This window comes from Stenotrophomonas sp. 86428_Sma (genome assembly GCF_056481585.1).
The window spans coordinates 2,313,829-2,339,416 of record NZ_CM151156.1 but is presented as its reverse complement, the minus strand read 5'-3'; the positions used below and the strand labels follow the sequence as shown (position 1 = coordinate 2,339,416).

Below are 25,588 nucleotides of genomic sequence, written 5' to 3'. Positions count from 1 at the left end.
GCCACAGGAATCGGTAGTGCCGGCCGCTGGCCGGCAGATCAGAAGCGTGTCAACCAAGGTTGACACCCACCAAGGCGTTTCCGCCCAGAGATCAGTTACCGATGACGTCGGTGCCCTTCGGCGGGGTGAAGCTGAAGGTGCCGGCAGCAAAGCCCGGGTTGCGCTTCCAGCCACTGAAGCTGATCACGGTGCGCTGGCCGACCGCATCGGTGATTTCCATTTTGGCCAGGCCCTGGGCGTTGAAGCCCAGCGCGGCGTACTGGAAGCTGGCCTCGGTCTCACGCTTCGGCGACAGCGACAGCCACTGCAGGCCGTCGCGCTGCGCGGCCTCTTCACTGACGTCGTACTGCTGCTCCAGCAGCGCCGGGTTGATCAGCGCGGTCAGCGGGCTGTTCTGCTCTTCCTTGCCCTGCTCGCGCACGGTGGCCTGTTCCAGGTCCGGCTCGTACATCCAGACCTTCCTGCCGTCGGCCACGATCAGCTGTTCGTGCGGGCGCACGTATTCCCAGCGGAACAGGCGCGGCGCCGACAGCGCCACGCGGCCGCTGGTCGATTCCTTGACCTTGCCGCGGCTGTCGAACACCTGCTGGCTGAACTGGCCATCCAGGCCCTTCAGGCCACCGGTGAAGGTCTTCAGGTCATCGCGGGCGCCAGCCCAGGCGCTGCCGGCGGCGGCGCAGGCCACGGCCAGGGTGGTGGTGGCAAGGAAACGGCGGAAGCGGAAGTTCATGCGGGAATCCTGTGGGCGCGGGCGCCAGGAAAGGTGGTTGCCAGTGTGCCCGGACAAAGATGAATGGGCGATCAGGGCGACATTATGCCGCCCCGAACGTCCATCGGCGATTCAGCCACCCGAGCCGGGCAGCTTGCCGTACAGCACCTGGCCGCGGAAGCCACGCCGCACTTCGCGATACAGCGCGCGGAACGCCGGATAGTCCTGCGGCTGGCACAACGCCTCTGGCCCACGCACTGCATTCTGCTGCAAGCGGTGGTGCACGATCACCTCCTGCCCCTCGCGACTCCAGTCCACCCGGTACTCGCCGGCTGCATTGGCGAAACGCTGGCTGGCCGGGATGGCGATGATCGGCGCATTGGCCGGGAACTGCAGGCGATAGGTTTCCTCGCGCAGGCTGGCATTGCAGTAGAACGGCGTTTCGTTGGCCGGCGCCGAGGCAGTGGCGTACAGCCCACGCACCGACTCGCCACCCGGCGGGTCCGGCACGGCCATGCCGCCGGCCACGCTGAAGTCGGCGTAGTCCTCGGCCTGGAACGCCATGCGGTAGCCGAACGGCCGGGTCAGGTCGACCGGCACGCCCTGGATCTGCAGCTGCCCTCGCCCATCGAAACCGGACGCAGCCATGATCTGCTCTTCAGCGCGCGCACGGTTCTGCGCGTTGAGCTGGGAGAACTGGGCGCGCATGCCGATCTCGGCGTTCTCGCCCAGCTTCGGAATCGTCTCGCCGCGCAGGTTGCCGTTGGCGTCGAAGGTGAAACGCACCTCCATCGAGGTGGCATTGCGCTCCGGCGTATTGGCCGGGGTGCGCGCCAGCGTGGCGTCGCGGGTACGCATCACCGGTGCACCGAGGTCGCCTTCCGGCAGCTGGCCGAAGCGCGCCCACGCCGTGGTCGAATCCAGGTACAGATCGAACTCGGGAATGTAGGTGATGGCGTGGTTGAAGCGGCCCAGCACCGGAATCTTCGGCAGCGTCGGACCGCCGCCGGCACCGATCAGCACCGGCGAGCTGGCGATGCCCTTGGCTGCCAGCAGCGCCTCCAGGATCGTCACATGGTCCTTGCAGTCACCATAGTGGTTGTCGAGGATGCTCTGCGCGCTGTTCGGCTCCAGCCCGCCATTGCCCAGGTACACCGCCACGTAGCGGATGTTCTGCGCCACCCAGCGGTACAACGCGTCGGCCTGCTCGCGACGGTCGCTGATGCCAGCAGTGATCTCATCGGCCAGCGCCTGCAGCTCCGGCGTGACCTGCGCGGCCGGGCCGGCCTTGAGCTGGTAGGCACGGCCCATCTGCGACCAGTCACGATAGGTGCTGGCCATGATGTTCGGGCCGAACTCCCAGCCCGCCGCCGACCAGTTCTGCGCCGGCATGGCTTCGCGACGCTGGTAGCGCCAGCGCCACTGTGCCTGTCCGTTCTTCACCGTCGGGCGATCACTACCCTGCACGCCGCGGCTGTCGACGAACATCGGCAGGTTGGCCGGCGCACTCAGGGTGACCTCGGCGTCCTCGTACTCGGTGAAGACATTGAAGGTTTCCCACAGGCCGAAGTAGCCGGGGAAGTACGGCGTGGCCTGGGTGCGGCGCACCTGGTAGAACAGGCGCGTGCCCGGGGCCAGGTTCGGGAACACGATCACCCGTACCTTGCGGTCGGCATACATCGCCGCCGAGGCGCTGGAGTAGCTTTCCTGGGTGTAGATGCGGTCGGCCGGCACGTCACGGCGCTGGCCGTCGGCGGTGATGGTGTAGGCGCCAAGCACCTCCAGGGTTTCCATCTTCTCGCTGTAGCTCAGCCGCACCTGGCTGAACTGCTCGACCGAGGCCTTGGTCTTGAGCAGCACTTCGTAGGTTTCGGTCTGCACATTGCCGGCATCCGGCCGCACCTGGTAGTCGGCGCGGTAACGGACAATGCTGAAATTATTGCTGGCTTCGGTATCGCCGCTGGTGGAAGGCGGCGCCGTGGCGGGCGCGGAGGTGGCGGTGTCTGCCAGTGCCGGGCCGGCAGCCAGGAAGGCTGCCAGCGCCAGTGCCAGCGCGCTTGGTACGGGGTGAAGCATGCGTCGGTTCCTTGGACGTCGTGGGGGATACGTCGGGTCTTACTTCGGCGGCGGCGGTGCCAGCACCGTGCGGTCGCCGTTGTGCTCGGGCGGGCTGACCACGCCGGCCGCTTCCATGGCCTCGATCAGTCGCGCTGCACGGTTGTAGCCGATCTTCAGCCGGCGCTGCACGCCGGAAATCGATGCACGGCGGGTCTCGGTGACCACCCGCAGCGCTTCGTCATACAACGGGTCGGACTCGTCGCCGGACGAACTGTTCTCGGGCAGGCCGGTGGCGCCGACGACCACGCCGTCGCCCATCGTCTGCACTTCGTCCAGCACGCCGTCGACATAGTCGGCAGGTCCCATCGCCTTGAGGTGCTCGACCACGCGATGCACTTCATCGTCGGACACGAACGCACCATGCACGCGCTCGGGCAGCGCGGTGCCCGGCGGCAGGTACAGCATGTCGCCGTGGCCCAGCAGTGTTTCCGCGCCGGACTGGTCGAGGATGGTGCGCGAGTCGATCTTGGAGCTGACCTGGAAGGCGATACGGGTCGGGATGTTGGCCTTGATCAGGCCGGTGATCACGTCCACCGACGGGCGCTGCGTGGCCAGGATCAGGTGGATGCCGGCCGCACGCGCCTTCTGCGCCAGGCGCGCGATCAGCTCTTCCACCTTCTTGCCGACGATCATCATCATGTCGGCGAATTCGTCGATGAAGATGACGATGAACGGCAGCGTTTCCAGCGGACGCGGCGCCTCGCCCAGTTCCGGGTTCGGCTTGAACAGCGGGTCCATCAGCGGCTGTCCTGCGTCCTGGGCTTCCTTCACCTTCTTGTTGAAGCCAGCCAGGTTGCGCACGCCCACTGCGCTCATCAGCTTGTAGCGGCGCTCCATCTCGGCCACGCACCAGCGCAGGCCGTTGGCGGCCTCCTTCATGTCGGTGACCACCGGCGCCAGCAGGTGCGGGATGCCCTGGTAGACGCTCAGTTCGAGCATCTTCGGGTCGATCATCAGCATCCGCAGGTCTTTCGGCGAGGCCTTGAACAACAGGCTCAGCACCATCGCGTTGACCGCCACCGACTTGCCCGAACCGGTGGTACCGGCCACCAGCAGATGCGGCATGCGTGCCAGGTCGGCCACGGTCGGGCGACCGGCGATGTCCTTGCCCAGCGCCAGGGTCAGTACGCTGGCCGACTTGTCATATTCCTTCGAGCGCAGCAGCTCGGACAGGAAGATCATCTCGCGGGTGACGTTGGGGATTTCCAGGCCGATCACCGACTTGCCCGGAATGACGTCGACCACGCGCACCGACTTCACCGACAAGCCACGCGCGATGTCCTTGTCCAGCGAACTGATCTGGCTGACCTTGATACCCGGTGCCGGCTCGATCTCGAAGCGGGTGATGACCGGGCCGGGATTGGCGCCGACCACCTGCGCATCGATGCGGAAGTCCTTCAGCTTGAACTCGATCTGCCGCGACAGGGTCTCCAGCGTCTCTTCGTCGTAGCCCTTGGGCTGCGGCTTGGGATCATCCAGCAGCGCCAGCGGCGGCAGGTCCGAGCCATCACCGTTGACGCCGCGGAACATCGGAATCTGGGTATCGCGCTTGGCCCGATCGCTCTTCTCGATCACCGGCTCCGGACGCGGCTCGATCTTTACCGGCTCGCGCTTGGCGCGCACCTCGGCGTCGGCCTTGCGCACTTCCTGGCGCTCCTCGCGCATCACCCGGGTCTGCTTCCACTCGGTGACTTCTTCCTTCTTGCGTTCCAGCAACGGCGCCAGCGACATTACGCCACGGCCGATCTTCTCCATCACCGTGAACCAGGACAGCCCGGTGGCCAGGGTGATCGAGGCCAGCAGCAGCACCAGCACGAACAGGTTGGCGCCCAGCGCGCCGAAGCCCACCGTGAGCGAATTGCCCACCAGTTTGCCGAGGATGCCGCCGGCGCTGGAGACGTCGCCACTGAACAGGCGCACGTGCAGGAAGCCGGTGCCGGCGATGAGGAAGCCGACCAGGCCGACCAGGCGCAGCGCAGGATCCAGGTCGTTCTCGCCCTTGCTCTCGCGCTTGAGCCCGAACATGGCGATCCACGCCAGCGCACCCAGCACCACCGGCAGCAGGAAGGCGATGTAGCCGAACAGCTGCAGCAGCACGTCGGCGATCCAGGCGCCGGCGCGACCGCCGAGGTTGTGCACCGGCGCGACCACGCTGCCGGTGTGCGACCAGCCCGGGTCGGTCGCTGAATAGGTGAACAGACTGGCCGCCAGATACAGCAGCGCCGGCGCGATGGCGATCAGGCCAAGGTCGCGCCAGAGGCGTTGGCGGCGTGGATTGTCGGTCGTCGCCGCCGCGGCCGTGCGACGTGACGCCTTGCTGTCGTCGGACTTGGAGCGTTCGGGGACCTGCTTCGCCACCTTAGACCATACCTTTGGAATGCGCTGTTAGTGATTGATAATAAATGAGACGGCGTCAGTTTTCAGTTATGCGACATCTGACAGGGCAATCGGAGGGCCGGAACTACTGCTGGATGACGGCGTTCTGTTCATCGGCTTGAATCGCCCTGCCCCAGCCGCCACTCTATGACCAGCCACGGATGCTGCGCAAACATCGCCAGCGCCTTGTCCCATCTACTTTTTCGCGAGTCTACATGAGCACCAGCCTGCCCTCCCGCCACCAGCGCCTCGTCATCCTCGGTTCCGGCCCGGCCGGTTGGACCGCCGCCGTCTACGCCGCCCGCGCCAACCTGAAGCCGGTCGTCATCACCGGCCTGCAGCAGGGCGGCCAGCTGATGACCACCACCGAGGTGGACAACTGGCCGGGCGACGCCCACGGCCTGATGGGCCCGGACCTGATGGCGCGCATGCAGGCCCACGCCGAGCGCTTCGAGACCGAAGTCATCTTCGACCACATCCACACCGCCGACGTGTCGCAGCGCCCGTTCAAGCTGATCGGCGACAGCCACGAGTACACCTGCGATGCCCTGATCATCGCCACCGGCGCCACCGCCAAGTATCTGGGCATCCCGACCGAGGACGAGTTCAAGGGCCGCGGCGTGTCTGCCTGCGCCACCTGTGACGGCTTCTTCTACCGCGACCAGGACGTGGTCGTGGTCGGCGGCGGCAACACCGCCGTGGAAGAGGCGCTGTACCTGTCCAACATCGCCCGCAAGGTCTACCTGGTCCACCGCCGCGACACCCTGAAGGCGGAAAAGATCATGCAGGACAAGCTGTTCAAGAAGGTCGCCGAAGGCAAGATCGAGACCGTCTGGCACCATCAGGTTGAAGAAGTGCTGGGCAATGATGCCGGCGTGACCGGCGTGCGCGTGAAGTCCACGCTGGACGGCAGCACCCGCGACATCGACGCCCACGGCTTCTTCGTGGCCATCGGCCACCACCCGAACACCACCTTGTTCGACGGCCAGCTGGCGATGAACAACGGTTACCTGGAAATCCGCTCGGGCCTCGGCGGCAATGCCACCCAGACCTCGGTGGAAGGCGTGTTCGCCGCCGGCGACGTGGCCGACCAGCACTACCGCCAGGCGATCACCTCGGCCGGTTTCGGCTGCATGGCCGCACTGGACGCCGAGCGCTACCTGGACGCACAGGGCAAGGCCAGCTGAGAGGCTGACCCGCTTCTGTAGGGTTGAGCCACGCCCGACTCCGGATAGAAGGCCGACGCCAGTGCGTCGGCCTTTCTGTTTCATCTGCCCTATCCTTCCCCCATGCCCTCCCCCCGCTTCCTCGACTCCCTGCAGTCCATCCCCGCCACCGACTGGGATGCCCTGCACGACGGCCGCAACCCTTTCGTCAGCCACGCCTTCCTCTCGGGCCTGGAACAGCATGGCTGCCTGCGCGAGGACTGGGGCTGGCAGTCGCAGCATTTCACTCTCTGGGAGGGGGACACTCTGGTCGGCGCCATTCCGGGCTATCTGAAGACCAACTCGCACGGCGAATTCGTGTTCGACCATGCCTGGGCCAACGCGTATACCCGTCATGGCCGCGACTACTATCCGAAGTGGCTGGGCGCGGTGCCGTACTCGCCGGTCACCGGTCCGCGCCTACTGGCCCGTCACGATTCAGAGCGCACCGCATTGCTGTCGGCGTTGCGCGAGACGCTGCCGACGCTGGACGTCTCCTCGGCCCATATCAACTTCCACACCGCAGGTGACGAGGCGTTGTTCGGCGATGACTGGCTGCTGCGCGAGGATGTGCAGTTCCAGTGGCAGAACCCGGGTGACTGGACGACATTCGACCAGTTCCTCGGTGCGATGAACCACAAGCATCGCAAGAATATCCGTCAGGAACGGGCCAAGGTCATGCGCCAAGGCATCACCTTCCGAGTGGTGCACGGCGATGAAGCGAGCCGCGCCGATCTGCAGGCGATGTACCGCTTCTACCTGCAGACGTTCCTCGAGTACGGCAATGCCCCGGCGCTGACCGAGACCTTCCTGCGTCATCTGGCCATTTCTTTGGGTCAGGGGCTGGTGCTGTTCCTGGCCGAACAGGACGGCGAGCCGATTGCCGGCGCGCTGTGCCTGCGGGGTGGCGACACGCTGTACGGCCGTTACTGGGGCGGCGCCACCCTGCCCGGCCTGCACTTCGAGGCCTGCTACTACCAAGGCATCGAGTATTGCCTGCGCGAAGGGCTGACCCGCTTCGAGCCGGGCGCACAGGGCGAGCACAAGCTGGCACGCGGTTTCCTGCCGACGCTGGTGCACAGCCGGCACTGGGTGGCCGATCCGGACTTCGCGGAAGCGCTGCAGGAGTGGTGCCGGCAGGAGCGACAGAGTGTGCGGCGCTACCAGCAGGAGCTGCAGGGGCATGGGCCGTTCCGCGTAGAACCGTAGAGGCGCGCTTGCTCGATTGGCGCGGTGCCGAAAAGCGTGCCAACCAAGGTTGGCACCTGCCAAGGCAATAGCGAGGGCGCTGTGCTCAGGTGCACTGCCAGAAGTGCCCGCTCACCCGGCACTTTGCACACCAGAACGTATAGAGCATGCCGCCGCTGCCCCACAGCAGCGTGCCCTCACCCGTGGTCGGCAGTGTCGAATCCAGCTGCATCACGAACGGCATCTCTTCGCCGCAATCGATGCACGCCGGGTACCAGGCACTCTGCACCCAGCTCGGCGCGCCGCCCACGCGCGACAGGTTCTGCCGATGATTGGACTGGCCCCAGTCCTGTTGTTGCCAGCGCGCACTGTCCATGGCGACCAGACCCACCTCGGCCTGCATCAGGTCGCCACTGTCGGTGGGTGTGTTCGGTACCTCACGGTGCTGGCTGGGGTGGCAGCTGGGCAGGCCGGCCGCATCATGGCGATAGAAACGCACGGGCGGGTCTTCCCAGCCGCAGCAGTCCAGGCACAGCCCCAGCGTGATCTCGCCCGACGCGCCCGGCTGCAGCGCGGCGACATCGGTCTGCAGCAGGCGCTGCAGCGGCGCATGGCAGCTGCTACACAGCGCTTCCAGCGGCCCTCCCATCTGCCCAGCATGGTGTACCTGCCCATCATTCCAGGTCGGGTGCAGGCGCCAGATGCGCCTGCGCCAGCTCGGCTCGTCCGCCTGCTGCGCGCGATGCTGTTCGCGGCCGAAGCGGAAGTGCAATGGCCGCTCGCCATGCAGGCGACGCGGCTGCGGACCTTCGGCGACGCCGGCCCAGTGCGCCCAGACCTCGGCATCCAAGCGCCCCCAGTCGACCAGGTAGCCGCGAGCAATGGCGTAGGTTTCGGGCTGGACGGCGAGCAGCAGCGCCCTGGCCCGCGCCATTTCGCGATCGTCATCGGCTTCGGCCAGGATCTGCGCCCAATGCGCGGAAATGGCAGAGGGCAGGCCCTGCCATACCTGCGAAGCCAGCTGCAGCTCGTCTTCAGTGGCCAGCGCCAGCAAGGCCTCCCAGTCGTCCTGCAGCACCTGCGGCGCCTGATTGCTGGTGAATTCGATCACGCTGGCCAGCAGCTCGCCGCGCTCGCCATCACGATAGCGACGCCAGGCCTCACTGCAGACCGGCACGACGGCCTCATCCGGCAACAGATCCAGCGCCGTATCGAGGAAGGTAGAGCTGGGCGAGCGGCGAACTAGCGCCTGCAGCAGCAACGCGCCAAGCTGGGGGCGGTCTTCGCTGGCCAGGGTCAACAGCATGGCCAGGCTGTCATTGCGCGTGTGCGCCGTATCGTGAGCATCAAGGATGGCGGTGATCGGATCGCTCATACGGGTTGATGATAGACCCACTTTAAGGGAACTCGACCCAGCACAACAGCCAAGACCACCAATCCGATGATGAACACGACGGTTCGCCAATCCTTTAGTGGTAACACGCCAAGCTCGGAGGTAAACAGAACACTGCCCCCAAGTCCGCAGAAGAAGGCCATTGGAATTGTCGCCCATCTCCTAAGTACGAGTCTGCGCCGACCATTACTCCATTGACCGAATCCCACTAGCAGCAGGGAGACATACATGCACATGAGGGCTGACGCAACCACAAGCCTGAACGACTTTCCCACAACGGTTTCGTCGCTAAGCGAGCTAACTACTCGGACGTCGCTGATCCCCGCAATTCTCGCCTGCGCAGTCACACTTGGTTCCGCGCCGCTCGTGAGAAATCCAATCTGAAAGCTATCCCCCGGATTGAGGAGCAATGGCTTTACAACGAGCTGTCGCTCTTGCCTTTCAAGCTCTGGCTTCAGTGCCGCAGGCTGGGATGTAAGGACCTGCGCCTGCGCAATTGCCACATTGCCCATCGCAAGAGTTAAAGGCCTTTCAACATCCGCAGCAGCGATAGAACGATTTCCTGCGTTCGTCACCTGTACCACCACATAGTATGGCTTGACGACTCGCCTACCACCGATTGCGAACTCCATCTCACCGTCCACTCCGGTTGGCAGTGAAGGGTCCAGGTTCGCCTTGGACAGAATCCTAACCTCGATCTCCCTTGAATCGGAATCTGCCATCCAAAGAACCAATGGAACAAGGATGCCTAGCATCGCTAGCGCCAACCCGGCAATAGAAGTCCACTTTCCTGACATTACTCCCCCTGTAAATCTCAGACTGATATTTTCAGACATTGGGCTCGCACAAGTCAGCCCCCCCCTTCCGACGCTAATGCACCTAGATGCCTGACGCTCACCTCTCCGCATTTTGGGGCAAAGTGAGTTCTGAGTGGGAGCCGCCTGCCAGATGCTCCCCCCAAACTAGTTCACTTCACCTCCGGGAGGCTGCGCCGTTAATAGGCGTGAGACTTATCCCTTCCATCGTCTAGATACAATGGCGGCATGACCCGCCAGCTGCCCTGGCGCCTGGCGGATGCGCCGGACGCCCCCTTCCCTCCGGCCGAGACCGCACTGCGCCAGCCCGATGGCCTGCTGGCGGTGGGCGGCGACCTGCATCCGGTGCGTCTGCTCAATGCCTACGCCGGCGGAATCTTTCCGTGGTTCAGCGAGGGCGAGCCAATCCTGTGGTGGTCGCCGGACCCGCGCATGGTGTTTCGCACCGATGGCGTGCACCTGTCCAGCCGCTTCCGCCGCCAGTTGCGCAGCAGCACGTGGGAGGTCACCGCCGACACCGCCTTCAGCCAGGTGATGCGCGCCTGCGCCGCCGCACCACGCCCTGGCCAGGACGGTACGTGGATCAGCCCGGCGATGGTCGAGGCCTACAGCCAACTGCACGACCTTGGCTTCGCCCATTCCTTCGAAGTCTGGGATCGGCAGACACTGGTCGGCGGCATCTACGGCGTCGCGATCGGCGCCATGTTCTTCGGCGAGAGCATGTTCAGTGGCGCCAGTGGCGGCTCCAAGATCGCCCTGGCCGCGTTGGCAGCCACCCTGCGTGGCTGGGGCTGGGAACTGATCGATGCCCAGGTGGAGAATCCGCACCTGCTGCGGATGGGCGCCGAGCACCTGCCGCGCGCGGACTTCCTGGAGCACGTCCGTCAGGCCGTACACCGTGACGGCCGTGAAGGCCCCTGGACCCAGGCGGTAGGACGCTTGCCAGCACAGCGTTTGGCCGGGGGTTAACACAAACTTTGCAAGCCGGGCCCATCACGCGTAAAATACCGCGCCTTAGGCCCAGCGTGGCCGTTTTCTGAACCGCACAGGACTACATGTCGAAAGACGATTCCATCGAGTTCGAGGGCACCGTCAGCGAGACGCTGCCGAACACCACTTTCCGCGTTCGTCTGGAAAATGGGCACGAAATCATCGCCCACATCTCCGGCCGCATGCGCAAGAACTACATCCGCATCCTCACCGGTGACCGGGTCAAGGTTGAAATGACCCCGTACGACCTGACCAAGGGTCGTATCACCTACCGCATGAAGTAAGCGGTCGGCGCATTGCGCCACTCCGACAGGGCCGGCCTCGCTGCTGGCCCTTTGTCGTGCGCGGAAGAAAGCGACCGGCACCGGGACCGCTCGATTTTCGTCCCTGTCCGAAATACCGCATCGCGCCGCGACTCTAGACTCAATGCGTTCTTCACAGAAGGCGTTGCGCGCATGACCTACCTGATCGTCCTGGACCCCCAGTCCGTCACCAGCCGCTGCTACGCCAGCAAGGGCCCGGACGGCACCTGGTTCGGCCAGCCCTGCCTGGTCTGCACCAGCATGGACGCCTCGCACCCGCTGTACCTGGCCGTGCAGCGCGAGATTCCGCATATGGGCAGCACCCTCAAGCAGCGCCTGCACATTCCGCACGAGGCGGTCGCCTTTGTCATCGAAGACGGCGGCGACCAGGGGCGCCAGCAGGGATTCCGTTCGATCGCGGCCTGAGGCGCCAAAGGTCATCGTGACTGATCTCACCGTGGCGTCGGTCAGCCCTGCTTGCGGCAGATTCGCATTTGCAGCGGCGGCGGCATCTTGGGATCCGATCCAGTCCGGATCGCTGACCCCTGCCCCGCCATGAACCTGTCTTCCCTGCTCATCCCCCTGGCTTTGTCTGCCGTCACCCTGCTGGCGTCGTCCGCCCATGCCGCCGACACCGCGCCGGCACAGTGCGTATCACTGACCGGCGAACAGCAGATCGTTCGCGCCGGCGCCGACAAGAACATCCTGCTTCGCTCCGGCGAAGACCACTATGTTGTGCATTTCCGCAACAGCTGCCCTTCTGCCGTATTGGCCACCCGCCTCGGCTTCAAGACCGACGGCAAAGAAGCTGACGAGCTGTGCAGCGAGGGCCGAAGCGCACTGGACACAGGTCGCGGCAGCTGCGAGGTTGCACGCATCGAGCCGATCGATGCCGAGCGATTCAAGCGTGAGGCGCGCCGCCGCAGCCGCTGACCCCAGACAGGACAAGGGCGGCCGAAGCCGCCCTTGTCGCGATATACGTCAACGCGTCGCGGCAACCAGCGACAACACTCTCGGTTGCGCGCGCTGCCGTGCCAACCAGAGATCGTAGCTGGATTGCAGCCCCATCCAGAAAACCGCAGTACTCACCCCCGCCATCTCAAGGCGGATGGCCAGGTCAGGACTGATGCCCGCCTTGCCGTTCAGAACCCGCGAAAGGGCTACCCGCGACATTGCCAGGCGCTCGGCCGCTTCGGTCACAGACAGATCCATTGGATCAAAGACCATTGCCTTGATCGCCTGCCCGGGATGCGGATGGTGATGAATCATGCGCGGCCTCAGTGATAGTCCAGGTAATCCAGCAGCTCCACGTCGCTGCCGGCGAAACGGAAGGTAATCCGCCAGTTTCCATTGACCCATACAGACCAATGCCCTTTCAGGCCGCCCCGGAGCTTATGCAGACGCAATCCAGGCATGGCCAGATCCTCAGGACCCGAAGCAACATCCAGGATCGACAGGATCAACAACACCTTGCTGGCGTGACTGTGGCGGATTCCACTGCTACTGCCGGAACGGTAGAGCCGCTCGAGGCCCCTGTGGCGAAAACCGATGATCATCACTGTATCCTGTATCGTTTCGCGATACAAACAGGGCAACACCCCATCGCGACCAGAAGACAGCATTGGCACCTCCGTTCCGTTCAAGCAAGGCCGCGGACGACAGCCCCACTGGAAACAACAAGGGCGGCCGAAGCCGCGCTTGTCATTTCCAGTCTTTCACGCCAAGCCTATGGCATCAGCTCATTCCACCGTGACCGGCAGCAGCCGCTCCGGCTCGGCCTGGGTCTCGACCACCAGCTCGTCGTCGCGAACATCGATGCTGACCTTGCCACCGTTGACCAGCTTGCCGAACAGCAGCTCGTCGGCCAGCGGACGCTTGATCTTGTCCTGGATCACGCGGGCCATCGGGCGGGCACCCATCAGCGGGTCGAAACCATGGTGGGCCAGCCAGTCGCGCGCGGTCGGGGTGGCCGACAGGCTGACGTGCTTGTCCTGCAGCAGCATCTCCAGCTCGATCAGGAACTTGTCGACCACGCGCAGGATGTGCTCGAAGCCCAGCGCCTGGAACTGCACCACCGCGTCGAGGCGGTTGCGGAATTCCGGGGTGAAGCTGCGGCGGATGGTCTCCATCGCGTCGGTGGCATGGTCCTGCTTGGTGAAGCCGATCGAACGCCGCGAGGCCTGCGCCGCACCGGCATTGGTGGTCATCACCAGCACGACGTTCTTGAAGTTGGCCTCGCGACCGTTGGTATCGGTCAGCACGCCGCGGTCCATCACCTGCAACAGGATGTTGAAGATGTCCGGATGCGCCTTTTCGATTTCGTCCAGCAGCAGCACGCAGTGCGGCGTCTTGACGATCTTCTCGGTCAGCAGGCCACCCTGGTCGAAGCCGACGTAGCCCGGAGGCGCACCGATCAGGCGGCTGATCGAATGCGGCTCCATGTACTCGGACATGTCGAAGCGGACCAGCTCGATGCCCAGCTGCAGCGCCAGCTGCTTGGTCACCTCGGTCTTGCCGACACCCGTGGGACCGGCGAACAGGAAGTTGCCGATCGGCTTTTCCGGGTTGCCCAGGCCCGAACGGGCCAGCTTGATCGCCGAGGACAGCGTCTCGATGGCCGGGTCCTGGCCGAAGATCACCATCTTCAGGTTGCGCTCCAGGTGCTGCAGCACATCCTTGTCGGTGGCGCTGACCTGCTTGGTCGGGATACGCGCCATCTTGGCGACGATCGCCTCCACTTCCTCGACGTCGATCAGTTCCTTGCGCTGGCCTTCCGGCAGCAGGCGCTGGCGGGCGCCCGCCTCGTCGATCACGTCGATGGCCTTGTCCGGCAGCAGGCGGTCGCCGATGTGCTTCACCGACAGGTCCACCGCCGCCTGCAGCGCCTCGTCGGAATAGGTCACACCGTGGTGCAGCTCGTACTTGGACTTCAGGCCCTGCAGGATCTCGTAGGTCTCGCCGACGGTCGGCTCGACGATGTCGATCTTCTGGAAGCGGCGGGCCAGCGCCCGGTCCTTCTCGAAGATGCCACGGTACTCCTGGAAGGTGGTCGAGCCGATGCAGCGCAGCTCTCCGGACGCCAGCGCCGGCTTGATCAGGTTGGAGGCATCCATGGTACCGCCCGACGCCGAGCCAGCACCGATGATGGTGTGGATCTCGTCGATGAACAGCACCGCATTGGGCACCTTCTTCAGCGCGGTCAGCACGCTCTTCAGGCGCTTTTCGAAGTCGCCGCGGTACTTGGTGCCAGCCACCAGCGCGCCCAGGTCGAGCGAATAGATCACCGCATCGGCCAGAACGTCGGGCACCGAGCCCTCGACGATGCGGCGGGCCAGGCCCTCGGCGATGGCGGTCTTGCCTACGCCCGCCTCACCCACGTACAGCGGGTTGTTCTTGCGGCGGCGGCACAGGACCTGGATGGTGCGCTCGATCTCGTCGGCACGGCCGACCAGCGGGTCGATGCGACCGGCCCGGGCCTGTTCGTTGAGGTTGCTGGCGAACTCGGTCAGGGCATCACCCTTCGGCTCGCCCTCCCCGCCTTCGATGCGGCCTTCGCCCTCGGAGGAGGACGACGGCTGCTCGCCTTCCTCGCCCAGCTTGGCGATGCCGTGGGACAGGTAATTGACCACATCCAGCCGGGTGACATCCTGCTGGTTGAGGTAGTAGACGGCGTGCGAGTCCTTCTCGCCGAAGATGGCGACCAGCACATTGGCGCCGGTGACCTCCTTCTTGCCCGAGGACTGCACGTGGTAAACGGCCCGCTGCAACACGCGCTGGAAGCCCAGGGTCGGCTGGGTATCGCGGCCGTCATCTTCGGCCAGGCGGGACACGGAGGCCTCGATGGCCTGCTCCAGCTCCTGGCGCAGGCGTTCGGCGTCGGCGCCGCAGGCCTTCAGTACGGCCTGGGCGGACGGGTTGTCGAGCAGTGCCAACAGCAGGTGTTCGACCGTCATGAACTCATGCCGGGCCTCACGGGCGCGCTTGTAGCACTGGCCGATGGTGTGTTCGAGGTCTTTGCTGAACATGGATTACTCCGGCGGCAGATGGGGACAATATGCGGCCTGACTACGCGATTTCCATCACCCTAGCGGATTGCTGCGTTCAGATGGCGTTATCAGTGCGAATCGCTTGATCTTCATTCACTCCAGGACAGCCCACCCGGCATGAGCGAACCCTACCTGAGCCGCTGGCGATTGCGGCGTGATGGCGCAGCCATCGAAACGCCCCATGCCCGGCTCTGGCCGGTGCTGACCGCCGCCGGCGAGCCGGCCATGCTGAAGATCAGCAGCGAAACCGAAGAGCAGAACAGCCATCGCCTGCTGCGTTGGTGGGACGGTGACGGCGCCGCCCGCCTGCTGGCCCACGAGGGGCCGGCGATCCTGATCGAACGTGCCGGCGGCGACTCGCTGCGGCAACGTTCGATCAAGGGCGACGATGACACCTGCACCACGGTCCTGTGCCAGGTCCTGCAACGGCTGCACCGGCCACGGAGCGCACCGCCAGCGGAACTGGTCTGCCTGCGAACATGGTTCGCCGACCTGCTGCAGCCAAGGGCTGCGCTGCCGACACTGCTGGAACAGTGCAGATCACTGGCGGAGGGACTGCTGCAGCAGGAACAGGAGATCCGGCCGCTGCACGGCGACCTGCACCACGACAACGTGCTGGATTTCGGCGCGCGCGGCTGGTTGGCGATCGACCCGAAGCGGCTGCTGGGCGACCGCGCGTTCGATTACACGACGCTGTTCAGCAACCCGGACCTGTGCGGGCCGGGAATCCACGTTGCGACACAGCCCGAGCGGTTTGCCGCCCGGGTGGAGCAGGTCACTGCGCTGGCGGGGATCGAGCGACACAGGCTGCTGCGTTGGATCGCAGCCAGCATGGCGCTGTCGGCAGTGTGGTTCAGGGATGACGGCGACCCGGCCGACGTGGACGAGGCGGTGGCGCGGATGGCGCTGGAGGCGTTGGCGGAGGGCTGATCCCGCGCTCTGGTAGATGCCCACCTTGGTGGGCGCCCCCCGTACGGCATCGATACGGGCCTCTGCTCTGGTAGGTGCCCACCTTGGTGGGCACACCCGGCCCGGAATCGATGTGCCCGGACGAAAACCGTCAGCCGGTCAGGCCTTTTCCATCGTGCACAGCAGCGGGTGCTGGTTCATCCGCGAGTACTCGTTGACCTGGGCGACCTTGGTCTCGGCCACTTCGCGGGTGAACACCCCGCACACGCCGCGGCCACGGGTATGGACGTGCAGCATCACCTGCGTGGCCTTGTCCAGGTCCATGCTGAAGAACTGCTGCAGCACGTCCACCACGAAATCCATCGGGGTGTAGTCGTCGTTGAGCAGCATCACCTGGTAGAACGGTGGCGGCGCCACTTCCGGGCGCGCGGGCTCCACGGCAACGCCGTGCTCGTGATGGGAATCGGGGGAAGACTCATGGGGCATCTGCCCATTATAGAGGCACGGGCCAGCCTGCGTCGGCCTGCCGCAGATTGGACGGCACGCACGCCCACCGTCACAATTGCACCCTCTCTCAACACTGTTTCACAGGATCTTCATGAAAAGGACCCTTCTTCCCGCCCTGCTGATCGCCCTGGCCGCCGCCGGCTCCGCCGCCGCCGAGACCCAGGCCGACAAGGCCGTGGCCCGCCACCTGGACAAGCTGGGCTATACCTACGAGGTCGACGAGGACGGCGACTACCGCATGGTGTTCGACGTCGAGGGTGATCGCACCCAGATGGTCTACGTGCGCTCGTCGGTGGAAGATTTCGGCACCCACAACATCCGCGAGATCTGGTCGCCGGCCTACAACGCCAAGACCAAGCAGTTCCCGGTGGCCGTAGCCAACCGCCTGCTGGAAGATTCGCAGGACGCCAAGATGGGCGGCTGGGTGAAGCAGGACACCACCGCCATGTTCGTGGTCAAGATCGACGCCGATGCCACGGCCGACCAGCTCAGCGACGCCATCGATGCGGCCATCCGCACCGCCGACGCCATGGAGCTGGAACTGACCAAGAAGGACGAGTTCTGAGTTGAACACCACGCCGGACCCGCGCTGGGCACCGCACGCCACTGTCGCCACCGTGGTGGTCGACGGCGGCCGCGTGCTGCTGGTCGAGGAGACCATCGACGGCCGCCAGGTGCTGAACCAGCCGGCCGGCCACCTCGAGCCGGGCGAAAGCCTGGCCGAGGCAGCCCTGCGCGAGACCCGCGAGGAAACCGGCTGGACGGTGCAGCTGACCCACTTCATCGGCTGCTACCAGTGGACGGCCGCCGACGGCACCACCTTCCTGCGCTTCTGCTATGCGGCGCATCCGGTCTCGCACGACCCGGCGCAGCCGCTGGACACCGGCATCGATCGCGCGCTGTGGCTGACCCCGGCCGAGCTGCAGGCCGCCACGGAGCGCCTGCGCAGCCCGCTGGTCTGGCAGGTGGTGGCTGATTTCCTGGGTGGCCAGCGCCATCCGCTTTCGCTGGTCCGGGAGGTCGCATGAGCACTCCGCGCGTGATGGTGGGCGTCTCCGGTGGCGTCGACTCCTCGGTCGCCGCCTGGCGGCTGGTGCAGCAGGGCGAGGCCGTAGCCGGTCTGTTCATGCAGAACTGGGCCGACGACGGCAGCGGCGACTGCCGCGCCGAGGACGACCGCCGCGATGCAGTGGTCGTCTGCGGCCTGCTCGGTATCCCGTTCCACTTCCGTGATTTCTCCAGCGAGTACTGGCAGGGTGTGTTCGAGCACTTCCTGGCCGAGTACGCGGCCGGCCGCACCCCGAACCCGGACGTGCTGTGCAACCGCGAAGTGAAGTTCAAGCACTTCCTGGATGCCGCCCGCGAGCTGGGCGCCGAACGCATTGCCACCGGCCACTACGCGCGCGTGGCCCAGCGCGGCCACCAGTGGCTGCTGCTGCGTGGTGCCGACCGCTCCAAGGACCAGAGCTACTTCCTGCACCAGCTGGGCCAGGCGCAGCTGGCGGCCACCCTGTTCCCGATCGGCGACCTGGAAAAGACCGACCTGCGCCGGATCGCGCGTGACGTCAGCCTGCCGACCCACGCCAAGAAGGACTCCACCGGCATCTGCTTCATCGGTGAGCGCGACTTCCGCGAGTTCCTCGGCCGCTACCTGCCGGCCAAGCCCGGGCAGATCCTGGACCCGGCCGACGGCAGTGTGATCGCCGAGCACCCAGGCGTCTTCTATTTCACCCTGGGCCAGCGCGAGGGCCTGAACATCGGCGGCGTGCGTGGCCGCCCGGCCGCGCCGTGGTACGTGGTCGGCAAGGATGTGGCCAGCAACGTGCTGTACGTGGACCAGGACCGCGACAGCACGTGGATGCTGTCCGACCGCCTGCGCTCGGAAACCGCGCACTGGATTGCCGGCGCGCCGCCGGCACGGCGCTTCGAATGCACCGCGCAGACCCGCTACCGCCAGCCCGACGAGCCGTGTACGGTCGAGGTGCTGGACGATGGCAGCGTGCTGGTCACCTTTGCGCGCCCGCAGCGCGCCGTTACTCCCGGTCAATCACTGGTGCTGTATGACGGTGATGTGTGCTTGGGTGGCGCGGTGATCGCCGCCACCGATGCGCCGCTGGAACAGCGCCTGCGCACCACCCCTTCCCCTTTTGAGGTAATCGCTGCATGAGTTTCACTGTCGACGACCGCGTCCTGGCTTTGGCCGGCATTGCCCAGGCCCTGCAGCAGGTACGCCGCATCGCCGATACCGGCCATTCCGACGCCGCTGCCGTGCGCACCGCCGTGGACAGCGTGTTCCGCGTCGATGCGTCTTCGCCGCAGGAGGTGTTCGGTGACCGCCATGCATTGAAGGCTGGGCTGCGCCTGCTGCACAACTACTTCCGCAGCCAGGGCCAGGACCCGATCCTGCCCAAGCTGGCCCTGTCGGTGCTGCAGCTGGAGCGCCGCTTCGTGCAGGACGGCGCCACCGTGAACAAGGTCGCCTCGGGCATCGAACGCGCCCAGCGCCAGGCCGTCGAGCTGGGCGACAGTGGGCACCCGGACGTGCTGGCCAACCTGGGTGGCCTGTACGCCGACACCATCAGCCACCTGAAGCCGCGGGTGATGGTGCAGGGCAACCCGCATTACCTGGGCCAGGCCGGCGTGGTCGCCGAGATCCGCGCCCTGCTGCTGGCCGCGGTGCGCTCGGCGGTGCTGTGGCGGCAGCTGGGCGGCAGCTACTGGGACTTCCTGTTCAGCCGCAAGGCGATGATCGAGGCCGTGGACCGGCAGCTGGCCTGAGCCCCATGGGGTCGGATCCTTTTCCGGCAAGGAAAGGGCTCTGACCCCGAAGCCGCCGAGGCGTCGGAAAACCGGCGCATTCAGAATGCACTTCGAGGCATTTCGACGTTAAAGAGAAAGGGGGTACGGCCGATACATCCTCCGTGCACCTCCCGAGAACGTCCATGTACTCACGCATTTTCATCCGTCTGGCCGCCCCCCTGGCTCTGACCCTGCTGCTCCCCTTCGCCATCGGTTTCGAATGGCCGGCCGCCCTGCGCTGGGCGATCCTGACCACGATGACGCTGAGCTGGCTCGGCTTTGCGTGGTGGACCACCCGCGCCCAGGCGCACCGTTCCCCGGAACACGCCCGTGTCCTGCGTGAGCAGGACCAGCTGCTGACCGAACTGCGCAACTTCGTCGGCAACGAGATCGACGGTTCGCGTGGCGAAGTGGAACGCGCCCGTGACCTGATCCGCCAGGCGGTGTCCAGCCTGGGCGGCAGCTTCGACGCCATGAACCGCAAGTCGCGCCAGCAGAGCCAGGCCCTGTCGCGCATCGTCGATCGTGCCGGTGATGAAGGCAATGCCGGCCTCGACGTTGCCCGTTTTGCCCAGCACGCCAGCAACCGCATGGAACAGCTGGTGGAAGCATTGGAACAGGTGAGCGGCCAGAGCAGCACCACCGTGCAGCACATCGACCAGATGGCGCAGCACCTGGATGGCATCTTCGCGCTGCTGGAAGACGTCAAGTCGATCGCCGACCAGACCAACCTGCTGGCCCTGAATGCCGCCATCGAAGCCGCGCGTGCCGGTGAAGCCGGTCGTGGCTTCGCGGTGGTCGCCGACGAAGTGCGCAACCTGTCCGAGCGCTCGACCACGTTCAACGAGCAGATCCGCAAGCTGGCGCACAGCTCCAAGGACGCCATCGCCAAGGTCCGCGAGACGGTCTCGCACATGGCCTCGCGTGACATGGACCGCTCCCGTGAAGCGCGCCAGGAAGCGGCGGCGATGCTCGACAACGTCGCGCAGATCAATGCGTCGCTGGGTGATGGCATGCGCGAAGTCTCCGACTGCGCCCGTTCGATCGATGGCAGCGTGGCCGAAGCTGTACGCGCCCTGCAGTTCGAGGACATCGCCACCCAGGCGCTGGGCGGCGTGCACACCCACCTGGACCGCCTGACCGCGATCAACCGCGAGGCGGTGGCCCTGCAGGAACTGCTGCACCGCAATGGCGGCGTGTTCGACGAAGAGATCGCCACCGCCCTGCAGCGCACCGGCAGCCGCCTGCGCGAACTGCGCAGCGAATGGGAACGCCCGCCGCACAAGCCGGTTGCCCAGCAGAGCATGGGCGCCGGCACCGTCGAGCTGTTCTGATCCTGATGTCCGCTGCCGCCGCCGGCAGCCCGCAAGGCCCCGGTTCGTCCGGGGCCTTTGCCTGTAACCCGCCGTTGGATGCATCCTGTACAAGCACCATGACCCTGATCCGCGCCCTGCCCTCCCTCGCCGACACCGAGCGCCCGCGCAACGCGAGCGTGCGTGAGCAGCTGCAGCAGCTGGAAGAGGTGGCCCGCGAGGAGATCCGCGAACTGCAGCAGCTGGCCGATGCGCGCCCTGCCCCGTCCCGCACGGACGACGCGCTGCTGGGTCTGGCGTGGGACCTGGGGTTGGATGGGGAAGCCTTGAGGTAGATCCACGCCATGCGTGGATGGTCTTCACCACCACCCGCTCCAAACCCATGGCATGATCCGCCCATGCCACCTACGGCTGGACACGGAGTGTCGTCGCATGAGCACCACGTTCATGACCTGGCTGGGATTTGCTGTGATGGTGCTCATCGCGGTCACCTTCACCTGGCGCCCCGCCTACGCCACTTTGCGGCCACCCCGGCATAGACCTGTCGCATTCCTGTTCGGCAGCCTGCTCTTCATGCTGATGGCCTTTCTATTTGCCTGGGCGCCGGCAACTGCCATCAACACCGGGCATGTTCATCTGAGCCATCACCGGTCCGGCACCATTGATGCATGGCGGGACATCGAGCCGATGACCTTCTGGCTGATCATCGTCGCGGAGTACGCGTTCGGGCTGTTGATCGCCAGCTATTCCATTGCAGGCATCGCATTGATGAAACGGTAGATCCACGACTTTCGGGGATGGACGCCGCGATATCTGCAACCTCTGCTTTGCCTGTCGCCTTTTAGGATTTGTTGCATAGCCTGAGGAACGGGACGAGGACACACTGCCCACTCCCCCTGTCTCCTCTGGCCTCTGCATGACGTTCAATCTGGAAGAAGCCCGCGAGGCTTTTGAGCAATTCCTGATGCTGATGGACGGCCAGATAGAATGGCTGGTCGCGCAGGCTCAAACGCATGGCATTGAACTGGATAGCAGCCCCGAAAGCCTCGACAGGCTGGAACACCTCCATGACTTGATGGCAGCCACGCTGTCTGAGGACGAGCGGGACTCTCTGAGGGTCGTGTTCGCTCGATATCTAGGGGAGACCGTCAGGCTGGTACACGGTGGGAAGTGGGCCCTGCCACTTGATGACCCTAAGGACATCCACTTCAACAGGCCCGTCATCATGGGGCACTCACGCTACCCCCTGTGTGAATTCAGTCCCATCCATGCGATACGCGCCTACTCGCTTCGCCGCCGCCCGGGGCTGATCAGAAGCATCGTAGCCAGCAGCGTCAACCCGCAGATCCTGGACCTAAGCGATCTGGCGGAAAAGGATTGAGCCAAGTCGATCCGGCAAGGCATGTGACCTGTTGCTCGTACTCGAACCCGCAGTGCTAGCGCCGGCCATCCCCATGGCATGATGCGCCGGTCCCGTTCATGGAAGACCGATGGCCATCGCCCTGATCGCATTGCTGCTGATCGAAGTCCTGCTGCTGGTGCTGTGGGCGCCGTTCTTCTTCCGCACCGGCATCGTCCTGTTCAATCAGCGCATCGCCGCTACGCCGGCAGAGCTGGCGCAGCTTTCGCTGGCCGGGTTGGAGCATGATCTGCCGGCCGATACCTGGCTTCGCCTGGTATTCCGCGCGCTGCCGGACGGCAGTGTCGCCTTTCGCGAGAGCTTCGCGCCGAGCTTTGGCGGTCGCTACTTTCCGCTGATGCGCGGGCGGGTGATGATCGACGCGCAACGCAGGGAGGTGCGGGTGGTCGGGCGGTGCAGCTGGTTCGCGCTGGGCCTGACACTGATGCTGGTGCCCATCATCCTGGTCCGCCCGGCTGCGTCGCCGATGCTGGTGGCCCTGCTGCTGTTCTACATGGGCTATTTCATCCAGCGCCGACGCTATGCACACGTGGTCGAAGCAGTGCGCGCACGGCTTCGCTCCGAATTTCCGCAGCGAATGGTTGCCGCATCGCAGTAGATCCACGCCATGCGTGGATGATCGCGAGCGCCGGCATCCGTGTCGACCAAGGTCGACACCTACCAGAGCGGTGCGTCGGCGTGCGGCGATCCCGCCGGGCAAGGCCCGGCGCCAACTTCAGCGTGCCAGCACGACCTCGCTGGCAGCGTCTGTGCGCCCAGGCGCTGGATGCTGCTGCCGCAGCCACTGCGCCAGGTCGCGCGGGCTGAGCGGGCGCGAATACAGGTAGCCCTGGATCTCGTCGCAGCCCTGGCGCCGCAGCATGTCTTCTTCCTGGTGCGTTTCCACGCCCTCGGCCACCACCTTCATGCCCAGCGCGTGACCCAGGTGCACGATGGCCTGGGTTACTTCGGCCGTGCCCGAGTCATGCAGCATGCCCTGCACGAAACTGCGGTCGATCTTCAGGCGCCCCACCGGGAAACGGTTGAGGTAGTTCAGATTGGAGAAGCCGGTACCAAAGTCATCCACCGCCAGTGGCACACCATGCCGTTCCAGCACGTCGAAGCAGTGGCGCAGGATGTCGGTGTCACGGATCAGCGCCGACTCGGTCAGCTCCAGTTCCAGCCTCTGCGGTGGCCAGCCGTGGGCATGGCAGATCTCGATCACCCGCTCGGCAAAGCCACGGTCACGTAACTGCACTGCCGACACATTGACTGCGATGCGGTCAAAACACAGGCCAGCCCGGTCCCAGGCGATTGCCTGCCGGCAGGCTTCGTTCAGCACCCAGTCGCCGATGCGCACGATTTCGCCGCACTTCTCTGCAATCGGAATGAACTCGGCCGGGCTGCAGTAGCCGATGCCGGGCCGGTGCCAGCGCAGCAGGGCCTCGATCGCCGGTGGCTCGCCCTGGTGCGCATGCAGCAGCGGCTGGTAGGCCAGGCTGAACTCTTCGCGTTCGATCGCCCCGTGCAGGGCATGCTCCAACTCGAGCTTGCGCTGGATGCGGGCCAATGCGTCCTGGCTGTAGTACTGGTAGGTATTGCGCCCCGCTTCCTTGGCCGCGTGCATCGCGGCGTCGGCGGCACGCAGCAGTGAATCGAAATCGGTCTGCGCATCGCCCAGCATCGCGATGCCGACGCTGGCACCGACCTTCAACGTGGTCTCGCCACGGCGCAGCGGCTCGGCCAGCGAAGCGATCAGCTTGCGCGCCACGTGGCCGGCGTCTTCCGGCTCGGCCAGGTCGCGCAGCACGACGATGAACTCGTCGCCACTGAAGCGGCCGAACAGGTCGTTGTTGCGCAGGTTCTGGTGCAGGCGGGTGGCGGCGGCCTTCAGCAGCGCATCACCGGTGGCATGACCGAAGCTGTCATTGATGGTCTTGAAGCCGTCCAGGTCGATGAACAACATCGCCAGCGAGGTGCCGCGGTCGCGCGCTTCCTCGATGGCTTCGGCGGTCTGCTCGCCGAGCAGCACACGATTGGGCAGACCGGTGAGCAGATCGTAGTGCGCCAGCAGCTCGATGCGCTCGTTGGCCTCGCGCTCGCGGGTGATGTCACGGAACAGCACCACGAACCGAGGCGGCAGGCCGTCACGGCGATCCAGCTCGATCAGTACCTGCACCCACACGCGCAGGCCGGACTGGCGGTAGAAGCACAGGTCCAGCTGTTCGGGCAGTCCACCCGCAGCGATCCGGCCCAGCGCCGCCTCGAAGGCATTGCGCGAATCCTCGGTGTACAGCGCCAGCGCCTGGTCGAGGGTGATCGGCTCCTTGCGCAGGCCGTGGATGCGGTAGCACTCCTCGGTCCACTGCATATGCCGGGTCTGCACTTCGATCTCGCAACCGCCGATGCGGCCCAGCGCGGACACGCGGTTGAGCAGTTCGGTACGCCAGCGGATCAGTGCATCGGTCTGGTGCTGCTCGGTGATGTTCTGCACCTGGCCGAGCAGGCGCTTGGGCTGGCCATCCATGTCCAGCAGCGGCTGCATCCACAGCCGCAGATGCTGCGACGGTTCGTTGCCGCGGGTCAGTTCCAGTTCGATGTTGGCGGCCCGGCCATCGCGCCACAAGCGTCGCCATGCTGCGCGTAGCGCACCACGCGAGCGCGGATGCAGCTGCTTCAGCCAGCGCCGCTGGCCGGGTACGGCCCCCTGCTCCAACGCCAGCAGCGAACGCAGCTCCGACGACCACCAGAAATGACCGCTGTTGGGGTCGAACGACCAGCTGCCCATGCTGGCGATGCGCTGGGCCTCGCTCAGGTGCAGCTGCTGTTCCTGAAGCAGCCCTTCCAGCTGCTTCTGTTGTTCGATATCGGTATGCGTGCCGACCATGCGCAGCGGCTGGCCATCGGCGGTGCGCGCGACTACGCGCCCGCGGTCCAGTACCCAACGCCACTGGCCATCGGCCTGGCGGAAACGGAACTGGGCGCTGTACTGTTCGCTCAAGCCACGCAGATGCTCATCCAGTGCAGCCCGCACCTGTGCGATGTCCTCGCTGTGCACGCGGGCCAGAATCTCGGTAGCGGTTTCATCGCCCAGTGCCGGGGTGCGCACCACACGGTCGCTGGGAATGTCCCAGTCCCAGAGGCTGTGCCCGGCGCTGTCCAGCGCCAGCTCCCAGCGCCCACCGCCGCCGAGCGGCACCGGCTCGGGAATGCTCAGCGTGAAGGCCAGCAGGTTGCCGGCGCCATCATGCACGGCGCGCAGGTGGCCGTCGTAGTGGCCGTGCGGGCCACCCGGCAGCGTGCAGGCCACGATGCCGCCATCGGCGGCCATCAGGCGCAGATCTTCCAGCATCGGCGCATACGCAGCCACGGTCGCCGGCAGGCCATGCTCGCGCGCAGCCGGATTGGCCGCCAGCGGGCGGCCCGTGCGGTCGACGATGACCAGCGCCGACGCAAGCGGGTGCTGCAGCAGGCTGGCGATGATCCCTTGGTCCACGCGATCTTGCTCCGGATGACACG

The 25,588-nt window shown here is 65.6% G+C and carries 26 protein-coding genes; 16 read left to right on the top strand and 10 right to left on the bottom strand.

Going from position 1 to position 25,588, the window contains the following annotated elements; genetic code table 11:
- Positions 1-91: 91 nt before the first annotated feature.
- The 3 genes from lolA to ACZK3J_RS10765 all read right to left on the bottom strand — a co-directional run bounded on the left by lolA (position 92) and on the right by ACZK3J_RS10765 (position 5,185).
- Positions 92-730 (bottom strand): outer membrane lipoprotein periplasmic chaperone LolA, encoded by a 639-nt coding sequence (lolA, locus tag ACZK3J_RS10775; RefSeq protein ID WP_478476910.1) that lies wholly within the window; start codon positions 728-730, stop codon positions 92-94.
- 111 nt (positions 731-841) lie between these two features.
- Entirely contained in the window at positions 842-2,785 is a 1,944-nt protein-coding gene (locus tag ACZK3J_RS10770; protein ID WP_478476909.1) for a DUF3857 domain-containing protein, read from the bottom strand.
- Positions 2,786-2,824: 39 nt separating this feature from the next.
- On the bottom strand, positions 2,825-5,185 hold the full coding sequence (locus ACZK3J_RS10765; protein WP_005413288.1) for a DNA translocase FtsK: 2,361 nt from the start codon (positions 5,183-5,185) through the stop codon (positions 2,825-2,827).
- A 233-nt stretch (positions 5,186-5,418) separates the two neighbouring features.
- Here ACZK3J_RS10765 and trxB point away from each other — a divergent pair, with 233 nt between their 5' ends.
- Positions 5,419-6,390 (top strand): thioredoxin-disulfide reductase, encoded by a 972-nt coding sequence (gene trxB, locus ACZK3J_RS10760; protein WP_014037154.1) that lies wholly within the window; start codon positions 5,419-5,421, stop codon positions 6,388-6,390.
- 102 nt (positions 6,391-6,492) lie between these two features.
- Positions 6,493-7,617, top strand: coding sequence for a GNAT family N-acetyltransferase (locus ACZK3J_RS10755; RefSeq protein ID WP_277778779.1), 1,125 nt, complete (start codon positions 6,493-6,495; stop codon positions 7,615-7,617).
- Between the two features lie 85 nt (positions 7,618-7,702).
- Here ACZK3J_RS10755 and ACZK3J_RS10750 read toward each other — a convergent pair whose 3' ends face one another.
- Both ACZK3J_RS10750 and ACZK3J_RS10745 read right to left on the bottom strand, forming a co-directional pair.
- A complete protein-coding gene (locus ACZK3J_RS10750; RefSeq protein WP_478476908.1) occupies positions 7,703-8,971 on the bottom strand; it encodes a hypothetical protein in 1,269 nt (422 codons plus the stop codon).
- Entirely contained in the window at positions 8,968-9,711 is a 744-nt protein-coding gene (locus tag ACZK3J_RS10745) for a hypothetical protein (protein ID WP_478476907.1), read from the bottom strand. The genes ACZK3J_RS10750 and ACZK3J_RS10745 overlap by 4 nt, the downstream gene beginning before the upstream one ends.
- A 321-nt stretch (positions 9,712-10,032) precedes the next feature.
- Here ACZK3J_RS10745 and aat point away from each other — a divergent pair, with 321 nt between their 5' ends.
- From aat to ACZK3J_RS10725, 4 genes are all read left to right on the top strand, one after another.
- Positions 10,033-10,773, top strand: coding sequence for a leucyl/phenylalanyl-tRNA--protein transferase (gene aat / locus ACZK3J_RS10740; protein WP_414576481.1), 741 nt, complete (start codon positions 10,033-10,035; stop codon positions 10,771-10,773).
- An 86-nt stretch (positions 10,774-10,859) separates the two neighbouring features.
- Complete coding sequence (infA, locus tag ACZK3J_RS10735) at positions 10,860-11,078, top strand: translation initiation factor IF-1 (protein WP_005409596.1); 219 nt, start codon at positions 10,860-10,862, stop codon at positions 11,076-11,078.
- Between the two features lie 171 nt (positions 11,079-11,249).
- Positions 11,250-11,522, top strand: coding sequence for a hypothetical protein (locus ACZK3J_RS10730; RefSeq protein WP_049399363.1), 273 nt, complete (start codon positions 11,250-11,252; stop codon positions 11,520-11,522).
- Between the two features lie 129 nt (positions 11,523-11,651).
- On the top strand, positions 11,652-12,029 hold the full coding sequence (locus tag ACZK3J_RS10725; RefSeq protein ID WP_032127355.1) for a hypothetical protein: 378 nt from the start codon (positions 11,652-11,654) through the stop codon (positions 12,027-12,029).
- Positions 12,030-12,077: 48 nt separating this feature from the next.
- Here ACZK3J_RS10725 and ACZK3J_RS10720 read toward each other — a convergent pair whose 3' ends face one another.
- The 3 genes from ACZK3J_RS10720 to clpA form a co-directional block, all read right to left on the bottom strand.
- A complete protein-coding gene (locus ACZK3J_RS10720; RefSeq protein WP_032127356.1) occupies positions 12,078-12,365 on the bottom strand; it encodes a HigA family addiction module antitoxin in 288 nt (95 codons plus the stop codon).
- 8 nt (positions 12,366-12,373) lie between these two features.
- On the bottom strand, positions 12,374-12,652 hold the full coding sequence (locus tag ACZK3J_RS10715; RefSeq protein ID WP_125895706.1) for a type II toxin-antitoxin system RelE/ParE family toxin: 279 nt from the start codon (positions 12,650-12,652) through the stop codon (positions 12,374-12,376).
- A gap of 183 nt (positions 12,653-12,835) precedes the next feature.
- Complete coding sequence (gene clpA, locus ACZK3J_RS10710; RefSeq protein ID WP_049421950.1) at positions 12,836-15,121, bottom strand: ATP-dependent Clp protease ATP-binding subunit ClpA; 2,286 nt, start codon at positions 15,119-15,121, stop codon at positions 12,836-12,838.
- 138 nt (positions 15,122-15,259) lie between these two features.
- Here clpA and ACZK3J_RS10705 point away from each other — a divergent pair, with 138 nt between their 5' ends.
- Positions 15,260-16,072: an APH(6) family putative aminoglycoside O-phosphotransferase gene (locus ACZK3J_RS10705; protein ID WP_478476906.1), complete on the top strand. Its 813-nt coding sequence runs from the start codon at positions 15,260-15,262 to the stop codon at positions 16,070-16,072.
- A 138-nt stretch (positions 16,073-16,210) separates the two neighbouring features.
- Here the strand turns inward: ACZK3J_RS10705 and clpS are convergent, their stop codons facing one another.
- Entirely contained in the window at positions 16,211-16,537 is a 327-nt protein-coding gene (gene clpS / locus ACZK3J_RS10700; protein WP_006444529.1) for an ATP-dependent Clp protease adapter ClpS, read from the bottom strand.
- A gap of 112 nt (positions 16,538-16,649) precedes the next feature.
- On the opposite strand from clpS, the gene ACZK3J_RS10695 reads away from it, so the two are divergent.
- The 9 genes from ACZK3J_RS10695 (at position 16,650) to ACZK3J_RS10655 (ending at position 22,688) form a co-directional block, all read left to right on the top strand.
- The gene (locus ACZK3J_RS10695; RefSeq protein WP_032127360.1) at positions 16,650-17,123 is read left to right on the top strand and encodes a hypothetical protein; all 474 of its coding nucleotides are present in this window, start codon (positions 16,650-16,652) and stop codon (positions 17,121-17,123) included.
- 1 nt (position 17,124) lies between these two features.
- Positions 17,125-17,586, top strand: a complete 462-nt coding sequence (locus ACZK3J_RS10690) for an NUDIX hydrolase (RefSeq protein ID WP_414576474.1) — start codon at positions 17,125-17,127, stop codon at positions 17,584-17,586.
- The gene (gene mnmA / locus ACZK3J_RS10685; RefSeq protein ID WP_478476904.1) at positions 17,583-18,725 is read left to right on the top strand and encodes a tRNA 2-thiouridine(34) synthase MnmA; all 1,143 of its coding nucleotides are present in this window, start codon (positions 17,583-17,585) and stop codon (positions 18,723-18,725) included. The genes ACZK3J_RS10690 and mnmA overlap by 4 nt, the downstream gene beginning before the upstream one ends.
- The gene (gene hflD, locus ACZK3J_RS10680) at positions 18,722-19,336 is read left to right on the top strand and encodes a high frequency lysogenization protein HflD (RefSeq protein WP_032127363.1); all 615 of its coding nucleotides are present in this window, start codon (positions 18,722-18,724) and stop codon (positions 19,334-19,336) included. The genes mnmA and hflD overlap by 4 nt, the downstream gene beginning before the upstream one ends.
- Before the next feature lie 164 nt (positions 19,337-19,500).
- Positions 19,501-20,691 (top strand): methyl-accepting chemotaxis protein, encoded by a 1,191-nt coding sequence (locus ACZK3J_RS10675; RefSeq protein WP_121503221.1) that lies wholly within the window; start codon positions 19,501-19,503, stop codon positions 20,689-20,691.
- Positions 20,692-20,789: 98 nt separating this feature from the next.
- The gene (locus ACZK3J_RS10670) at positions 20,790-21,005 is read left to right on the top strand and encodes a hypothetical protein (RefSeq protein WP_478476902.1); all 216 of its coding nucleotides are present in this window, start codon (positions 20,790-20,792) and stop codon (positions 21,003-21,005) included.
- Between the two features lie 97 nt (positions 21,006-21,102).
- Complete coding sequence (locus ACZK3J_RS10665; RefSeq protein WP_049399381.1) at positions 21,103-21,450, top strand: hypothetical protein; 348 nt, start codon at positions 21,103-21,105, stop codon at positions 21,448-21,450.
- Positions 21,451-21,586: 136 nt separating this feature from the next.
- Positions 21,587-22,051, top strand: coding sequence for a hypothetical protein (locus ACZK3J_RS10660; protein ID WP_032127367.1), 465 nt, complete (start codon positions 21,587-21,589; stop codon positions 22,049-22,051).
- 109 nt (positions 22,052-22,160) lie between these two features.
- Positions 22,161-22,688 (top strand): hypothetical protein, encoded by a 528-nt coding sequence (locus tag ACZK3J_RS10655; protein ID WP_478476900.1) that lies wholly within the window; start codon positions 22,161-22,163, stop codon positions 22,686-22,688.
- A 117-nt stretch (positions 22,689-22,805) separates the two neighbouring features.
- Here ACZK3J_RS10655 and ACZK3J_RS10650 read toward each other — a convergent pair whose 3' ends face one another.
- On the bottom strand, positions 22,806-25,565 hold the full coding sequence (locus ACZK3J_RS10650) for a bifunctional diguanylate cyclase/phosphodiesterase (protein ID WP_478476898.1): 2,760 nt from the start codon (positions 25,563-25,565) through the stop codon (positions 22,806-22,808).
- Between the last annotated feature and the right edge of the window lie 23 nt (positions 25,566-25,588).

Excerpts from the sequence above, each read along its gene's own strand:
- ACZK3J_RS10745 (WP_478476907.1), bottom strand. The coding sequence starts at position 9,711 with ATGGCAGATTCCGATTCAAGGGAGATCGAGGTTAGGATTCTGTCCAAG.
- ACZK3J_RS10770 (WP_478476909.1), bottom strand. The coding sequence starts at position 2,785 with ATGCTTCACCCCGTACCAAGCGCGCTGGCACTGGCGCTGGCAGCCTTC.
- lolA (WP_478476910.1), bottom strand. The coding sequence starts at position 730 with ATGAACTTCCGCTTCCGCCGTTTCCTTGCCACCACCACCCTGGCCGTG.
- hflD (WP_032127363.1), top strand. The coding sequence starts at position 18,722 with ATGAGTTTCACTGTCGACGACCGCGTCCTGGCTTTGGCCGGCATTGCC.
- ACZK3J_RS10730 (WP_049399363.1), top strand. The coding sequence starts at position 11,250 with ATGACCTACCTGATCGTCCTGGACCCCCAGTCCGTCACCAGCCGCTGC.
- ACZK3J_RS10720 (WP_032127356.1), bottom strand. The coding sequence starts at position 12,365 with ATGATTCATCACCATCCGCATCCCGGGCAGGCGATCAAGGCAATGGTC.
- ACZK3J_RS10675 (WP_121503221.1), top strand. The coding sequence starts at position 19,501 with ATGTACTCACGCATTTTCATCCGTCTGGCCGCCCCCCTGGCTCTGACC.
- clpA (WP_049421950.1), bottom strand. The coding sequence starts at position 15,121 with ATGTTCAGCAAAGACCTCGAACACACCATCGGCCAGTGCTACAAGCGC.
- ACZK3J_RS10755 (WP_277778779.1), top strand. The coding sequence starts at position 6,493 with ATGCCCTCCCCCCGCTTCCTCGACTCCCTGCAGTCCATCCCCGCCACC.
- ACZK3J_RS10725 (WP_032127355.1), top strand. The coding sequence starts at position 11,652 with ATGAACCTGTCTTCCCTGCTCATCCCCCTGGCTTTGTCTGCCGTCACC.
- aat (WP_414576481.1), top strand. The coding sequence starts at position 10,033 with ATGACCCGCCAGCTGCCCTGGCGCCTGGCGGATGCGCCGGACGCCCCC.
- ACZK3J_RS10695 (WP_032127360.1), top strand. The coding sequence starts at position 16,650 with ATGAAAAGGACCCTTCTTCCCGCCCTGCTGATCGCCCTGGCCGCCGCC.
- ACZK3J_RS10665 (WP_049399381.1), top strand. The coding sequence starts at position 21,103 with ATGAGCACCACGTTCATGACCTGGCTGGGATTTGCTGTGATGGTGCTC.
- clpS (WP_006444529.1), bottom strand. The coding sequence starts at position 16,537 with ATGCCCCATGAGTCTTCCCCCGATTCCCATCACGAGCACGGCGTTGCC.
- ACZK3J_RS10715 (WP_125895706.1), bottom strand. The coding sequence starts at position 12,652 with ATGATCATCGGTTTTCGCCACAGGGGCCTCGAGCGGCTCTACCGTTCC.
- mnmA (WP_478476904.1), top strand. The coding sequence starts at position 17,583 with ATGAGCACTCCGCGCGTGATGGTGGGCGTCTCCGGTGGCGTCGACTCC.
- ACZK3J_RS10705 (WP_478476906.1), top strand. The coding sequence starts at position 15,260 with ATGAGCGAACCCTACCTGAGCCGCTGGCGATTGCGGCGTGATGGCGCA.
- ACZK3J_RS10670 (WP_478476902.1), top strand. The coding sequence starts at position 20,790 with ATGACCCTGATCCGCGCCCTGCCCTCCCTCGCCGACACCGAGCGCCCG.
- ACZK3J_RS10655 (WP_478476900.1), top strand. The coding sequence starts at position 22,161 with ATGGCCATCGCCCTGATCGCATTGCTGCTGATCGAAGTCCTGCTGCTG.
- ACZK3J_RS10660 (WP_032127367.1), top strand. The coding sequence starts at position 21,587 with ATGACGTTCAATCTGGAAGAAGCCCGCGAGGCTTTTGAGCAATTCCTG.
- trxB (WP_014037154.1), top strand. The coding sequence starts at position 5,419 with ATGAGCACCAGCCTGCCCTCCCGCCACCAGCGCCTCGTCATCCTCGGT.
- ACZK3J_RS10750 (WP_478476908.1), bottom strand. The coding sequence starts at position 8,971 with ATGAGCGATCCGATCACCGCCATCCTTGATGCTCACGATACGGCGCAC.
- infA (WP_005409596.1), top strand. The coding sequence starts at position 10,860 with ATGTCGAAAGACGATTCCATCGAGTTCGAGGGCACCGTCAGCGAGACG.